General features: G+C 67.7%; 14 protein-coding genes and 1 pseudogene. 4 read left to right on the top strand and 11 right to left on the bottom strand.

The window, feature by feature from the left end:
• From BDI24065_RS12890 to BDI24065_RS12875, 4 genes and pseudogenes are all read right to left on the bottom strand, one after another.
• Positions 1–257: pseudogene (locus tag BDI24065_RS12890) on the bottom strand (hypothetical protein); the annotation flags it as partial.
• Between the two features lie 376 nt (positions 258–633).
• Positions 634–1,293, bottom strand: coding sequence for a methyltransferase family protein (locus BDI24065_RS12885; RefSeq protein WP_175031583.1), 660 nt, complete (start codon positions 1,291–1,293; stop codon positions 634–636).
• Between the two features lie 156 nt (positions 1,294–1,449).
• Entirely contained in the window at positions 1,450–1,614 is a 165-nt protein-coding gene (locus tag BDI24065_RS12880) for a hypothetical protein (RefSeq protein ID WP_011353821.1), read from the bottom strand.
• Positions 1,615–1,869: 255 nt separating this feature from the next.
• The gene (locus tag BDI24065_RS12875; protein ID WP_043181059.1) at positions 1,870–2,289 is read right to left on the bottom strand and encodes an HIT family protein; all 420 of its coding nucleotides are present in this window, start codon (positions 2,287–2,289) and stop codon (positions 1,870–1,872) included.
• Between the two features lie 295 nt (positions 2,290–2,584).
• On the opposite strand from BDI24065_RS12875, the gene BDI24065_RS12870 reads away from it, so the two are divergent.
• Both BDI24065_RS12870 and BDI24065_RS12865 read left to right on the top strand, forming a co-directional pair.
• Positions 2,585–3,766 (top strand): hypothetical protein, encoded by a 1,182-nt coding sequence (locus BDI24065_RS12870; RefSeq protein ID WP_175031582.1) that lies wholly within the window; start codon positions 2,585–2,587, stop codon positions 3,764–3,766.
• 192 nt (positions 3,767–3,958) lie between these two features.
• A complete protein-coding gene (locus BDI24065_RS12865) occupies positions 3,959–5,359 on the top strand; it encodes a serine hydrolase domain-containing protein (RefSeq protein WP_175031581.1) in 1,401 nt (466 codons plus the stop codon).
• An 89-nt stretch (positions 5,360–5,448) separates the two neighbouring features.
• On the opposite strand, the gene BDI24065_RS12860 is transcribed toward BDI24065_RS12865, so the two are convergent.
• From BDI24065_RS12860 to BDI24065_RS12835, 6 genes are all read right to left on the bottom strand, one after another.
• Positions 5,449–6,072, bottom strand: a complete 624-nt coding sequence (locus tag BDI24065_RS12860; protein ID WP_175031580.1) for a glutathione S-transferase family protein — start codon at positions 6,070–6,072, stop codon at positions 5,449–5,451.
• Positions 6,073–6,144: 72 nt separating this feature from the next.
• Positions 6,145–7,644, bottom strand: a complete 1,500-nt coding sequence (locus tag BDI24065_RS12855; RefSeq protein ID WP_175031579.1) for a TIGR01777 family oxidoreductase — start codon at positions 7,642–7,644, stop codon at positions 6,145–6,147.
• Entirely contained in the window at positions 7,641–8,513 is an 873-nt protein-coding gene (locus BDI24065_RS12850) for a thiol-disulfide oxidoreductase DCC family protein (protein ID WP_175031578.1), read from the bottom strand. Before BDI24065_RS12850 ends, BDI24065_RS12855 begins: the two co-directional genes overlap by 4 nt.
• Before the next feature lie 97 nt (positions 8,514–8,610).
• Complete coding sequence (locus BDI24065_RS12845; protein WP_175031577.1) at positions 8,611–9,081, bottom strand: DUF2269 family protein; 471 nt, start codon at positions 9,079–9,081, stop codon at positions 8,611–8,613.
• Positions 9,078–10,385 carry an SDR family oxidoreductase gene (locus tag BDI24065_RS12840; RefSeq protein WP_175031576.1) on the bottom strand — a complete coding sequence of 436 codons (1,308 nt, stop codon included), beginning with the start codon at positions 10,383–10,385 and terminating at the stop codon, positions 9,078–9,080. Before BDI24065_RS12840 ends, BDI24065_RS12845 begins: the two co-directional genes overlap by 4 nt.
• Before the next feature lie 88 nt (positions 10,386–10,473).
• Positions 10,474–11,007: a GbsR/MarR family transcriptional regulator gene (locus BDI24065_RS12835; protein WP_011353812.1), complete on the bottom strand. Its 534-nt coding sequence runs from the start codon at positions 11,005–11,007 to the stop codon at positions 10,474–10,476.
• Positions 11,008–11,167: 160 nt separating this feature from the next.
• On the opposite strand from BDI24065_RS12835, the gene fabV reads away from it, so the two are divergent.
• Positions 11,168–12,370 (top strand): enoyl-ACP reductase FabV, encoded by a 1,203-nt coding sequence (gene fabV / locus BDI24065_RS12830; RefSeq protein ID WP_175031575.1) that lies wholly within the window; start codon positions 11,168–11,170, stop codon positions 12,368–12,370.
• Between the two features lie 82 nt (positions 12,371–12,452).
• Here the strand turns inward: fabV and BDI24065_RS12825 are convergent, their stop codons facing one another.
• The gene (locus tag BDI24065_RS12825) at positions 12,453–13,157 is read right to left on the bottom strand and encodes an SDR family oxidoreductase (RefSeq protein ID WP_175031574.1); all 705 of its coding nucleotides are present in this window, start codon (positions 13,155–13,157) and stop codon (positions 12,453–12,455) included.
• 343 nt (positions 13,158–13,500) lie between these two features.
• Here BDI24065_RS12825 and BDI24065_RS12820 point away from each other — a divergent pair, with 343 nt between their 5' ends.
• The gene (locus BDI24065_RS12820) at positions 13,501–14,085 is read left to right on the top strand and encodes a TetR/AcrR family transcriptional regulator (RefSeq protein WP_175031573.1); all 585 of its coding nucleotides are present in this window, start codon (positions 13,501–13,503) and stop codon (positions 14,083–14,085) included.
• Positions 14,086–14,152 lie beyond the last annotated feature (67 nt).

Here is a 14,152-nt window from a genome sequence, read left to right as displayed (position 1 = left end):
CCGCCGCCGAGGGCGCCGCCGATGATCGCGCCGGTGCGCTCGCGACGGTTCGACGTCACCGCGCCACCCGCGCCGCCGCCGATGGCGCCGCCGATCACCGAGCCCGTGCTGCCGCCGAGCGCACCGCCGACCGCTGCGCCGGCTACCCCGCCGAGCGCGCCGCCAAGCGCGTTGTTCATGTCACCTGCCATGGCCGGCAGTGCAGTCGCGCCGGTCAGCGCGGCGACGACGAGAGCGGGGGCGATTTTCTTCCACATTCCCGTATTTCCTTGTTCGCAATCTGGTTATTGAAGGTCCGCTCGGTATGACGATCTGAATCGATCGACGTCGGGTCAGGCATTGTGCCGAACCGCGGACCAATTCATTTCAATGAGCTTGCGGCGAAGAATAGCACCGGTCCCACACCCTTGCCGTGGACATTCTGGTAACAAGTTGTTTACGAATAAGCGACCTCGAACGCACGCACCTGAATGCCCGCAAACCCGCGCCGGCATTGGCTCCGACGAGGGTCCGGCCCTGCGGAAAAACAGGCCGGCCATGCGCGGCGTCGCACGTTTGAGACACACGTGGCAACACATCGGGAACGAATCGTGGGCGGGGCCCGAAATGACGGCCGGGAAGAAATGAAGAGGGTCAGTACACGCCGGGCAGCAGACGCCAGGTTCGCGCGCAATACGCATCGTATTCGGCGCCGAATTGCGCACGCAGCAGCGCCTCTTCGGAGCGGATGCGCGCGATGAGCGGCACCATCGTCAGCACGACCAGCAGCAAGCCGACACTCGAGCGGAATGCCAGCGCCCAGCCGACCGAATTGACGACCAGGCCGAGATAGCTCGGATTGCGGATGCGGCTGTAGATGCCGTCGGTCACGAGCGTATGGCCCGGCTGGATCGCGACGAGCCCGCTGAAGCGCTTGCCGAGCACGAATACGGGCCAGATGCGCAGCACGCCGCCCGCGATGTACAGCACGACGCCGATCCAGCGCACCGCATCGCCGCCGAAGGTCCAGAAATCGAGCCGGTCGGTCAGCGCCGGCAGGTACGCGAGCAGGAACCCGCTTACCCCGAACGCCGCGAGCACCCAGCGGTTGTCGCGGTTCTCGCGCTCGCCGCTGCTCAGGTTGCCTTCGGTGAACATCGCGACGACGGCCATCGCGAGCGTCGCGACGACGACGACGGTCAGTGGCGGATGCGAGAAGAAGGCCGCGAACCCGCCGCTGCCGAGCACCGCGAGCCCGAGATAGACGAGCGTGGAGACGCCCGACACGACTGCGACCTTGCGTGTGACTGTCATGACTGCCTCGCCGGAGTGCGCTTTCCTGTGAAGTATAGGAACCGCGCGCACGCCGCGCAGCGCACCGCCGTCAGGCGATACGCGAATCCGCGCGAGTCATCCGGCGCAACGCGGTGGCGCTGACCTGCGCGGCCAGCATCCGCGCCCGGTGCCGGATCAGCGGATGCGGAAGTTGCCGCCGATCCCGACGCTGACGGGCGGCGCGTAATACGCCGGCGCATAGCCGTAGTAGGCCGGCGCGGGCGCGTAGCCGTACGGCGGCGCAACGTAGCAGCCGGACAGGCCGCCGATCAGGGCAAGCGTGATGAGAAGTCTGGTCATGGCTCGATTCCCGGCGCGAAAGACGAATGGCACCTCGCGAAAGCCGCGCCGCCGCGGGGGGGCGGCGGACGGCACGAAGAGGCGATCCGCCCTTCCTGTCGCTCGATGAAGCAATGCGCGGAGTCTAGCGCCGGGTGGGCCGGGCCGAGTTTCGCCGGCGGTTACACGTGTTACCTCGCATGACCGCTGAAACAGGCGATGGCGCGGCGGCCGGCCAGCGGGCCGTGCCGTGCCACGCCGGGTGCAATCGATGTGTTACACGAAACGCGCACGAATGCGCTGCGCGAGCGCTTCGAGCGTCGCCGCGTCGGCAATCTCGCGCGCATGCATCCGCAGCTCGGCGCCTTCCCAGCGCGGAATCACGTGGAAGTGCACATGCGGCACCGTCTGGCCGGCTGCCGCGCCGTTGAACTGGCCGATGAACACGCCGTCCGGCTCGAGCGCCGCGCGCACCGCCGCCGCGACGCGCTGCGTCATGCGGATGCCGGCCGCGGCTGCATCGCCGGACAACTCGAAGATCTGCGCGGCCGGCTCCTTCGGGATCACGAGCACGTGGCCGTCGGCCTGCGGCATCAGATCCATGATCGCGAGGGTCGCGTCGTCTTCCGCGACTTTCACGCACGGCAATTCACCGCGCAGGATTTTGGCGAACGGGTTGTTGTTGTCATAGGACATGGCGTTTTCCGATAACGGTTGGACTGGGAAAGTGGGAAAGCAATGCCGGACGATTATCGGCCGATGGCGGGTCGGATTTCAACTTGTCAGGCTGCGTTGCCGTTACGGCGAACAATGACCGCCGGCGCGCATGCAACCGGCGTAACGGACTGGAATATCCGGCCGTCGCCATCCGTTTATTTCAAGCGCGTGTTCGCGCGGCAACAGCACGATCGCGAACCCGCGCCGGACACCCGTCGGCTGCGCAGGCCGGCAGCCGGGATGACTGCTCGCGATCATCAACCGGAGTCATGCCATGGACCCTCTCCCCTCCTGTCGTTCCCCCGCCGCGCCCGTCCTTGCGGTTGATCCGCCGGTCGTCGCGCGCGTCCGACGCACGCTCGCGCACTCGCTACGCCGCGCGGCTTGCGGCGCCGGGCTGCTCGCGTTGTCGTCGGCTTTCGCATGGGCCGGCGGCAACGACATCATCTTGCCGATTCCCTCGTTCACGGCATCGACCGTGCCCGCCAACGGCGATCTCAATCCGTACGGCATCGCGTTCGTGCCGCGCGGCGTGCCGAGCTGGAGCACGCTGAAACCCGGTGACGTCGTCGTGTCGAACTTCAACGCGGCGTCGAACGCGCAAGGCACCGGCACGACGATCGTGAAGCTGACACCCGGCAAGACGCCGGCGACGACCTTCTTCCAGGGCACCAATCTCGGCCTGACGACCGCGCTCGTGGTGCTGCGCAGCGGCTTCGTGCTGGTCGGCAACGTCCCGACGCCGGACGGCAAGACCATCGAGCCGCCGGGTTCGCTGCTCGTCATCGGTCCACAAGGCAATCTCGTCACGCAACTCAGCAGCGCGGCGCTGCTCGACGGGCCGTGGGACATGACCGTGATCGATCGCGGCCAGCGCGTGACCGCGTTCGTGTCGAACGTGCTGAACGGGACGGTCTCGCGCATCGAACTCGCGATCGGCGACAACGGCGTCACGATGCTGCCGGGCTCGCGCGTCATCGCGTCGGGCTACGTGAATCGACCCGATCCGAATGCACTCGTCGTCGGCCCGACCGGCCTCGCGTACGACCCGAACATCGACGTGCTTTACGTTGCCTCCACCGGCGACAACGCGGTGTTCGCGATCCAGAACGCCGCGTCGACGAATCGCAACGGCGGCGTCGGACGGATGATCTACTTCGACGCGGCGCACCTGCACGGCCCGCTCGCGCTGGCGCTCGCACCGAACGGCCATCTCGTGACCGCGAACGGCGACGCGGTCAACGTCGATCCGCTGCAGTCGAGCGAGATCGTCGAATTCACGGTGGACGGGCGCTTCGTCGCGCAGATGCAGGTCGACACCGTTGCGGGGGCGGCATTCGGCCTGGCGTTCGGGCGCGGCAGCAAAGGCCAGCTGGAATTCGCAGCCGTCGACGACAACACGAATACCGCGACGGTCTGGACCCTGCGGTCCGACAACAACAACAACGCGCAGTAACGCGCGACCTGGACGGGCCGCACGCGGCCCGTTCGACCCGAGCGATCGACACACACGCGTCACACACGCCGGGCACCTTGCGCGCTGCCGACGCCGCCCGGTGTCGCGCGCACCCGCGATTGCCACCGCCGGCCCGAACCTGCGACACTGCCGGTTCATGTTCTGCCTGCAGACAACCGAGGATGCTCGCGCATGACGATCCCCTTCAAGAAGCTGATCCTGCGCGGCGTCGCGCTCGCGGTCGTCGCCGCGGTCGGCTACACGGGCTACATGCTGTCCCGGCTCGCGCCGATCGCGACCGGCTATGCGGCGAAGGCGCTGTGTTCCGGCGTGTACGTATCGGGCCGCCCGGCCGCGTCCGTGATCGACGTCGACATCATGGCCGGCGTGCATCCGCTGCTGAAACTGGTGCACCCGTCGATCGATCCCGACCATCATCGCGCGACGGCGACCTTCGCCGGCTTCGCCGAACGCGAAGCGGACTTCCGGCCCGGGCTCGGCTGCACGCTCGCGATCGGGCCGTCGCCCGGCGCGTTGCCGGCCGCGCTGCCGCCCCTCCCCGATCCGCCGCCCGCCCAACCGGTACCGGCCACGCTGCCGGCCGGCATCGACGCGCAGAAGCTGCAGACCGCGCTCGACCGCGCGTTCGACGAGCCCGATCCGGCACGGCCGCGGCGCACACGCGCGGTCGTCGTGATGTGGCGTGGCCAGGTGATCGCCGAACGCTATGCGTCCGGCTTCACGGCCGACACGCCGCTGCCCGGCTGGTCGATGACGAAGACCGTGACGGCCGCGCTGGTCGGCATGCTCGTCGCGCGGCACAAGCTGTCGCCCGATACGTCGGCGCTGCTGCCCGAATGGCGCGGCAGCGGCGATCCGCGCGCGGCCATCACGCTCGACGAGCTGCTGCGGATGACAAGCGGCCTGCAGTTCAACGAGGACTACGACGATCCGCTGTCCGACGTCGCATTGATGCTGTACGCGCAGCCCGATACCGCGCGGTTCGCGTCGGCGAAGCCGCTCGCCGCGACACCCGGCACGCGGTGGTCCTACTCGAGCGGCACGAGCGCGATCGTCGCGCGCGTGATGCGCGAAGCGCTGGGCGGCAGCGAGGACGACTACCTCGCGTATCCGCGCCGCGCGCTGTTCGCGCCGCTCGGAATGCGCAGCGCGGTGTTCGAGCCCGATGCGTCCGGCACGCTCGTCAGCCCGTCGTACATGTATGCAAGCGCACGCGACTGGGCTCGCTTCGGGCAGCTGCTGTTGCAGGACGGCGTATGGGACGGGCAGCGGCTGCTGCCGGAAGGCTGGGTGCGCTACCTGACGCGCACGACGCCGCAGTCGGAGCGCCAGGAGTACGGCGCGCAGCTGTGGGTCAAGGTGCCGGAGCCGTTCAACGATCGCGATCCGCATGCGGTCGCGATGCCGGCCGACGCGTTTCATGCGGTCGGCCATGAAGGCCAGTTCGTGAGCGTGGTGCCGAGCCGGCAACTGGTGGTCGTGCGGCTCGGGCTGTCGCGGCCGGAATCCGCGTGGAATCACGAGGCGTTTCTCGCGCGCGTGCTCGACGCGGTGCCGGCGCCCGGCGCATGAAAACGGGCCCGCGGGCCCGTGCATACCGGTCGTGACGCGAGCGCGGCGGCGCTTGCAATGCCGCCGCGCCGCGCGCTACCCGCGTGGCATCACGGGTTCGCGCTGCCCGCGTACTTCTGGAAGCCTTCGCGCGTCGCGAGACGTTCGATATAGCGCGACACCGCCGGGAAATCCGGATGCTCGAACGGCGTGCCGAACCAGCGGTTCACCGACAGGCCGATCGGAATGTCCGCGAGCGTGAAGCCGTTGCCGGCCACGTACGCGCCGGTCGCTTCGAGCTGCGCGTTCAGCACCTGCATGTGCTTCGTCCAGCCCGCGATCGACTGCGCGATGCCGGCCGGATCCTGGTGATCGGGCGATTTGCGCACGAGGCCGAGGAACGCGCCGACCCACGAGCGGTTCAGGTCGGCGCCCTGCCAGTCGATCCATTGATCGACCCGCGCGCGCGCCTGCGGCTCGGCCGGATACAGCGCGTCGCCGCCGTAGCGGTTCGCGAGGTAGCGGACGATCGTGTTCGATTCCCAGAGCACGAAATCGTCGTCCTTGATGACGGGCACGAGACCGTTCGGATTCAGCGCGAGATAGGCCGGATCGTTGGTCGTGCGGAAGCCCGCGCCCCAGTCTTCCTGTTCGAACGGCAGGTTCAACTCGGTGCACAGCCACAGCACCTTGCGGACGTTGATGGACGGGATCTTGCCGAGGATGTGCAGCATGCAGTCTCCTTGTGAGGTCGGATGCGGAGCGCCCGGGACGCAGGACACGTCCCGAGCGCGTTCACGCCGAATTTATACACGACCGCGGGGCAAACGACAGGCCGTCCGCGGAAAATCCGCATGCGGACGATTCGTCAGGTCACGCAGCGCATGCTCGGCCGTCGGGAACCGGAACATGAATCCGTCCTGATGCAGACGCGCCGGCATCACGCGCTGGCCGTCCAGCAGCAGCTCGGCCATCTCGCCCATCGCGATGCGCAACGGCGCGGCCGGCACGTGCAGCCAGGCCGGGCGGTGCAGCACCTTCGACACGGCCTGCACGAACTCGCGCTGAGTCAACGGCGCGGGTGCGACCGCGTTGTAGACGCCGTGCATGCCCGGGTTCGCCATCGCACGCGCGACGATCCGCAGCACGTCGTCCCGGTGGATCCAGCTCATTACCTGCGCGCCGTCGCCGAATCGTCCGCCCATCCCGAAGTAATGCGGCAGCAGCATCGGGCGCAGCGCGCCGCCGGGGCCGAACACGACGCCCAGCCGCAGCACCACCGAGCGCACGCCGTGGCGCTCGAGCGGCTGCGCGGACTGCTCCCACTGCCGGCACAGTTCGGACATGAAGCCGGTGCCGGCGCTGCTGCCCTCGTCGAGCCGCTCGTCCGAAGGACGCACGCCGTAGTAACCGATCGCCGATGCCTGGATCCACGTGCGCGGCTTGACCTCGGCGGCCTCGACCCAGCGCATCAGCGATTCCGTCACGCCGACGCGGCTGGCGAGCAGCACCGCCTGCCGGCGCTTGCTCCAGCGCGCGCCCAGCACCGGCGCCCCCGCGAGATTGATGACCGTGTCGAAACGCTCGTGCGGCTGCAACTGTTCGACGGACGTCACGCTGCGCACGCGGCCGTGAAACAGGTAGGCCGCGCGCAGCGGATCGCGTGCCAGCAACGTGACCGCATGCCCTGCGTCGAGCAACTGGTTCACGAGGGTTTCGCCGATGAAGCCGGTCCCGCCGGTGACGAGCACGTTCCCCGGCGGCTGCCCTGCGAACGGATTGGCGACCGGCTCGCGTCGCGCGATGCGGCAGGCCGCGATTCCGTCGCGGATTCCCGATATCGTCACGCCGACGGCAAACAGGCTCAGCACCCAGCCTCGCCAGCCGAGATCGATTGACTGCAGCGCGGTCGGCTCGTGCACCCACGCGGCCAGCTGCATCGCGATCATCCCGAACAGCGCGCCGCCGTTGACGGCCAGCAGCGTGTGCAGCACGCGCTCGGTCGCAGGCAGCTTGCGGCTCTGGTCCTCGACGACGAAATCCCACAACGTCAGCACCACCTCGACGACCACCACCGCCGCGAGGGCCGCGACCCACGCGCCGTGAAAGGCGACGTTCGCGATCGATGCGAACACGAGACCGTAAAGCACCGAACGCACCGCATGAATTCCGAGCTCGAGCCGCGCGCGCGGGCTGTGCGGGAGATCCTGCGTGAGTTCATGGTGATAGAGCGTATCGAATGCACCCATCGCGCCCTGCACGATCAGCAGGTTGAGCGCCCAGTCGTAAGCAGGCAAGGTGTTCATACTGCGTCCCTCCTCCAAAGCCAGACAAGCGGCGGCACCATCGCGACGAGTGCCGCCGCGTCGATCGCCACGTGGCCCGATACATGGGCCTGCAATGAAAACAGCATGTCCTGCGGGGCCCAGATCAACAGGCCGGCCAGCAGCCAACCCCACACTTCCCGTTTCTGCAAGCGGTTGCCGAGGTGGACGAGCGCCAGCATCCAGACCGACGCGCATTGCACCGTCGCGCCGATCAGCGACATCCACCAGATCTGCTGCGCACGCGCCGGGTCGGGCGCCGCTCCCGCCCAGAAATGCAGCTCGATGACGCGGTGATATGCGTCGAGCCATGGCGCGCCGGCAACCCACGGCACGGCAATGCCGACGAGCAGGTGTGCGATCGCCGCGCCATACACCCAGGTCACCACGAGACGGCGAACGTTGTCGCGCGCCGGACGATCCGGCGGGTGTTCAGCGGCACGTTCGCCACCGCTACCGCACGCCGCCCCATCGCAAGGCGCTTCGGTGCAATAGCCGAGCCAGCGCGATACCGCATGCCGGTTGCGCGCGAAGCGGCGATACAGCGGCGCCAGCGCACGGCGCACGGCCGGCACGCGAAGCAGCCGGACGAGCCGGCGGCGCCCGGTCAGCGCATGGGCGGCCAGGAGGCTGTCCACGCCGGTCAGCATGCGTCCGTCGGGCAGACGCGCGTGCAATTCGCGATTCAGCGCGGGCAGGTCGACGCCCAGCGGCGCGGGATCGAAGCCCGGCGCGGCGATATCGACGAAGGCCAGCCGGCGTCGCGCGTCACGGGCCCCGAGACGCTTGATCTCCGCCACGCATAACGGACATCGTCCGTCGAAGTACAGCACCAGTTCACTTGAGTACATGATTCGCATTCCTTCTTTTTGTCTGTCGCATGCTTCATGAATCGATCGACTGCTTTCCGCTATGCCGCATCACCGCTCCCGTGCGGCGGCGGCGCACTTACATCGGCTTGAGCACCATCAGGAAGTAGACGGTCAGCATCGCGAAGAACGCCGGATAGCCGAGCAGTTCCCAGCGCTTCGCATAGCGCCAGTAGCGTTCCGGCAGCGCGGCATCGCCGCTCGCATGAGCGAGCTTCGCCATCGCGGCCAGCTCGACCTGCAGCCACACGACCGGCAGCCAGCACACGCCGGCGATCGCATACAGCACGATCGACGCGACGAGCCACGGCGTATCCCACGGCCAGCCGGCCGTGTGCGCGAGCCAGAGCCCCGATGCCGGCTGGAAGATCACGGCCGGCGTCGTGAACCACCAGTCCGCGCGCACCACGAGGCGCGACACGGCCGCGATCGCGGGCACCGAGCGCGTGCGGTTCGCGAAGAACAGGTAGAACGCGGTGCCGAACCCCGTGCCGACCAGCAGCACCGAGGACAGGATGTGAAGCGCCTTGATGACGAGATAGGTATTCATGCTTGTTCTTCTTCTGAAAAAAGGATCAACAGGATGGCGAGAATCGGTACGTTCTTGAGCACGGGGCCGAACGGTTCGGCGAGAAGGCCCGGCATCGTGACCGCGATGACCGCCGAATACGCGACGATCAGCGCGGCTTGCGCGACCCACAGGCGGCGCGACGGCGCGACGACCGTTGCGATACCGAACGCGAAGTCCAGCGCGCTGGCCGCATAGAGCGCGATCAGCGCGGGCAGCCCCGTCAGATGCGCATGTGCGAGCAGCGCGAGGCTCGCGTGCAGCGGATGGATGAACGCGCTGGCGATGGCCGTCCAGATCCACACGATCGCAAGCGCGCCGCGCAGCAGCGGAAGGCGCCACATCGCGAGCGCGTCGCGACGCAGCGCGGCCGCTTCCGCGCCGATAAAGCCGTCGATCCCGCGCGGCGGCCGGCCGAGCAGCGCCGTGGCGGCTGCCGGATCGCCGGTGTTCCCGCCGCGCAGCATCGTCCACGTGTCGCGCGTGAACAGCGCGCCCGGCAGCATGCCGAACAACGTGGCGGCCGCGCCGGCCAGCGGGCCCGGCAATGCAACGCGTGCGGCCGGCGAAAACCCCAGCGCCGCGCGGTAGCGGGCCAGCATCTCGCGGTATTCGACTTCGTCGCTGCCGACCACGTCGATCACCGGGCGGCCGTCCGCCGGCGCCTCAACGCACCGCGCGACGACTTCGGCGAGATCGTCGACGTGTACGGGGCGCAGCCGCTGATGGCCGCCCGCCGGCAGCACCTGCACGGGCAGGCTCGCGAGCATCCGGAAGAACCGCGCGGACGCACCGTCCGTGCCGTAGACGAGCGCGGGACGCACGATCCGGAAGTCGATCGGCAGCGTCTGCAGGAAGCGGTCGGCTGCGTATTTGCTCGCGAAGTAGCGCGTATCGCCCCGCTCGACGCCGAGCGCCGAGATCTGGATCACGCGCCGCACGCCGGCGCGGCAGCACGCAGTGAAGAGCGCGCACGGCGCGGCGCGATGCACGGCGTCGAGCGTCGCGCCGCGTCGATCGGCGAGGATGCCGACCGCGTTGATCACCACGTCGACGTCTTCCAGCCGCGCGAGCCACACGTCGGGGTCGACGTCCTTCGCGAAATCGATTGCGATGTCGCACGGGCCGGCCACCTGGCGCACACCGCGCAGCACGCGATGGCCACCGGCTTCGAGTTGCGCACACAGTGCCCGCCCGATGAAGCCGTTCGCACCGCACACGAGGACGGTCATGCTGCGCGCCCCGGTGCGGCCATGCGGGCGGGTCGACGGCAGGACAGTGTTCATTTTCATCCTCTATTTACAGTTATTTCTGTACAAACAGAAATAACAGCCCCAAAAAAAGCGGGCTGGCTGCCCGCACTGCGCTTACCGCTTACTTCGACGGCTTGCGCCTGACCGTCTGGCTGATCTTCGCGCCGATGCCGAGCGCCTTCATCAACGTATCGGGCTTGAGCCGCAGCATCTCGTCCGACCAGGTCGTGAGCGTCTCGACGAACTGCAGCGTGTCGCGGATGCGCTGCTCGGTCTCGCGACTCTCGTTCGCGATCTCGGGATTCGTCAGGCAGTCGCGCAGCACCGTGAGCGTCGGTTCGATCTCGCGCTGCCGCCGCCCTTCGACGATCAGCTTGAACAGTTCCCAGATGTCGGTCGACGTCTCGAAGTGGTCGCGGCGGTCGCCCAGCACATGCACGACCTTCGCAAGCCGCCACGCCTGCAGTTCCTTCAGGCTCGTGCTGACGTTGGAGCGCGCCACGTTCAGCGTCTCGGCGATCTCGTCGGCCGCGATCGGCCGGCCGGCCAGATAGAGCAGCGCGTGGATCTGCGAGACGGTGCGGTTGACGCCCCACCGCGAGCCCATTTCGCCCCAGTGGAGAATGAATCGTTCGGCAATCGGTGTGAGTTCCATGACGTGAAATTTAGACATTTCAGTTATTTCTGTCAAGAGAGAAATAACCGGTCGATCCGCCAGGTTCCGGCGGCGCCCGCCCGCGATCTGCCGCATCCTTTACAATGCGCGGGATTTTCCCGAATTCAGGCCGTTTCCGCCTTTCTGACTAGAGGTTTCCATGATCATCAAACCGCGCGTGCGTGGCTTCATCTGCGTGACGACTCATCCGGTCGGCTGCGAAGCCAACGTCAAGGAACAGATCGACTACGTGACTTCGCACGGCCCGATCGCCAACGGCCCGAAAAAGGTGCTCGTGATCGGCGCGTCGACCGGCTACGGCCTCGCCGCCCGGATCTCGGCCGCCTTCGGCTCCGACGCGGACACGCTCGGCGTGTTCTTCGAGCGCGCCGGCAGCGAAACGAAGCCGGGCACGGCCGGCTGGTACAACAGCGCCGCGTTCGAGAAATTCGCCGCCGAAAAGGGGCGCTATGCGCGCAGCATCAACGGCGACGCATTCTCCGACAAGGTCAAGCAGGTCACGATCGACACCATCAAGCAGGATCTCGGCAAGGTCGATCTCGTCGTCTACAGCCTCGCGGCACCGCGCCGCACGCATCCGAAGACGGGCGAGACCATCAGCTCGACGCTCAAGCCGATCGGCAAGACGGTCACGTTCCGCGGCCTCGACACCGACAAGGAAGTGATCCGCGACGTCACGCTGGAACCGGCGACGCAGGAAGAGATCGACGGTACCGTCGCCGTGATGGGCGGCGAGGACTGGCAGATGTGGATCGACGCGCTCGATGAAGCCGGCGTGCTGGCCGATGGCGCGAAGACCACCGCGTTCACGTATCTCGGCGAACAGATCACGCACGACATCTACTGGAACGGCTCGATCGGCGAAGCGAAGAAGGATCTCGACAAGAAGGTGCTGTCGATCCGCGACAAGCTGGCCGCGCACGGCGGCGACGCGCGCGTGTCGGTGCTGAAGGCCGTCGTCACGCAGGCGAGCTCGGCGATCCCGATGATGCCGCTGTACCTGTCGCTGCTGTTCAAGACGATGAAGGAAACCGGCACGCACGAAGGCTGCATCGAGCAGGTGTACGGCCTGTTCAAGGACAGCCTGTACGGCGCGACGCCGCACGTCGACGAAGAAGGCCGCCTGCGCGCGGACTACAAGGAGCTCGATCCGCAGGTGCAGGCGAAGGTCGTCGCGCAGTGGAACCACGTGACGAACGACAACCTGTACGAACTGACCGACTTCACCGGCTACAAGACCGAGTTCCTGCGTTTGTTCGGCTTCGAGATCGCCGGCGTCGACTACGACGCGGACGTGAACCCGGACGTGAAGATCCCGGGCATCATCGACACCACCGTCTGACGGTACGGCCCGCCGCCCATGCCGCCCATGCCGCCCGCTCTGCGCGAGCAGCGCGGGCGGCGGGTGCGGAATTCCGGCGGCGTCAACGCGGCGCCGGTTCTTCCAGATAGACGCCCGACGACAGCGCGGCCTTCACCTGCCGCGTGAACTCGTCGGTCGACACTTCCTCCTCCCCCGCTTCGATCGCTTCGTACGCCTGGCGCACGACATCGGCCGGCGTCGCCTTCGGCACGTCGAGGCCGGCCGTCAGGTCGGTATCGATGAAGCCGGCATGCAGCCCGACGACCTGCGTGTGCTGCTCGCGCAGCGAATGCCGCAGCCCGTTGGTCAGCGCCCATGCGGCCGATTTCGACACGCCGTAGCCCGCCAGGATCGGCCGGTTCACCCAGCTCGCGACCGACAGGATGTTCAGGATCGCGCCGCCGCCATGGCCGGCGAGAATGCCCGCGAACGCGCGCGACATCGCCAGCATCCCGAACACGTTGGTTTCGAAGTGATCGCGCAACGCGTCGGGCGCGCCGTCGTCCGTCAGGCTGCCGAGCCGCGCGATACCCGCGTTGTTGATCAGCAGCGTGACGTCGCGTGCGGCATCGGCCGCCGCGGCGACAGCCGCGGGATCGGTCACGTCGAGCTTCACCGGCACGACACCCGGCAGCGTCACGGTGGCCGGATCGCGTGCCGCCGCATAAACCTTGCGCGCCCCTCTGGCGAGCGCCTGCTTCGCAAACTCGAGCCCGAGCCCGCGGTTTGCGCCCGTGATGAAAACGACTGCACCTTCGATCTTCATGTTCGTTCCTTTCGCATGATGAATCGCATGCGCGCCGGCTCGCCGCGCGTGAGATCCGGTGGAAAACCAGCCTGCCATCGCTTGTCGAACCGTTGCGCCGCCAGGTGGCAGACGGTGAGCCTTCCGCTGCCCTTCCTGCCCCTGCGGCGCCAAAGACTCCGACCGATTGCCATCCGGTGTCCCGGCAGCGGCTTTGCTCCATCCGCCAAGTCGGCTACACTCGATGTCAATGTCGATCACCATTGTCTTTGCGGTGCATTGTGTTCGTGCAACTCGGGCATGTCAATGGTGATCGCCATTGTGTTTTCCAATCGGCGCGATCGATAAAATCAGGGAGGGATCGATGGGTGTGTCAAGACAGCAGGCTGCCGAGAACCGGAGCGCGATCGTCGCGGCCGCCGAGCGGCTGTTCCGCGTGCGCGGCGTCGACGCGGTCGGGCTCACGGAATTGATGAAGGAAGCGGGCTTCACGCAGGGCGGCTTCTACAACCACTTCAAGTCGAAGGACGCGCTGGTCGCCGAGGTGATGGACAAGGCGATGCAGGACCGCGCGGATTCGCCGAACGCCGGCAGCCTCGACGCGCAGGTGGCGCTGTATCTGTCGGCCGCGCATCGCGACAACGTCGAGGCCGGATGCCCGCTGTCCGGTTTCGCGGGCGATGCACCGCGACTGACCGATGCGGCGCGCGCGTGCTATGCGCACGGCCTCGCCACGTATCTCGATCGGCTGGAACGGATGGTGGCCGCGGAAGGCGCGACGCCGGCACAGACGCGTCGCGATGCGGTCGCGGTCTTCAGCCAGATGGTCGGCGCGCTCGTGCTGTCGCGCGCGATCGCCGGTACGGATCCGGCGCTCGCGGACGAAATCCTTGCGGCAGGGCGGGACACGCTCACCGTTGGGCGGGACGATCCGGGTGCACCGGCGTAGTCGCGCAAAACGTCATGGCGCGTCGGCCGGTGCGGTGAATTGGCGTGCCGACGTGCGCAGCGGTATT

The sequence above is a fragment of the Burkholderia lata genome (assembly GCF_902499025.1).
GTDB classification, from domain to species: Bacteria; Pseudomonadota; Gammaproteobacteria; order Burkholderiales; family Burkholderiaceae; genus Burkholderia; species Burkholderia lata_C.
The sequence above is the reverse complement of the archived record's forward strand: the minus strand, read 5'-3'. Positions and strand labels throughout refer to the sequence as shown.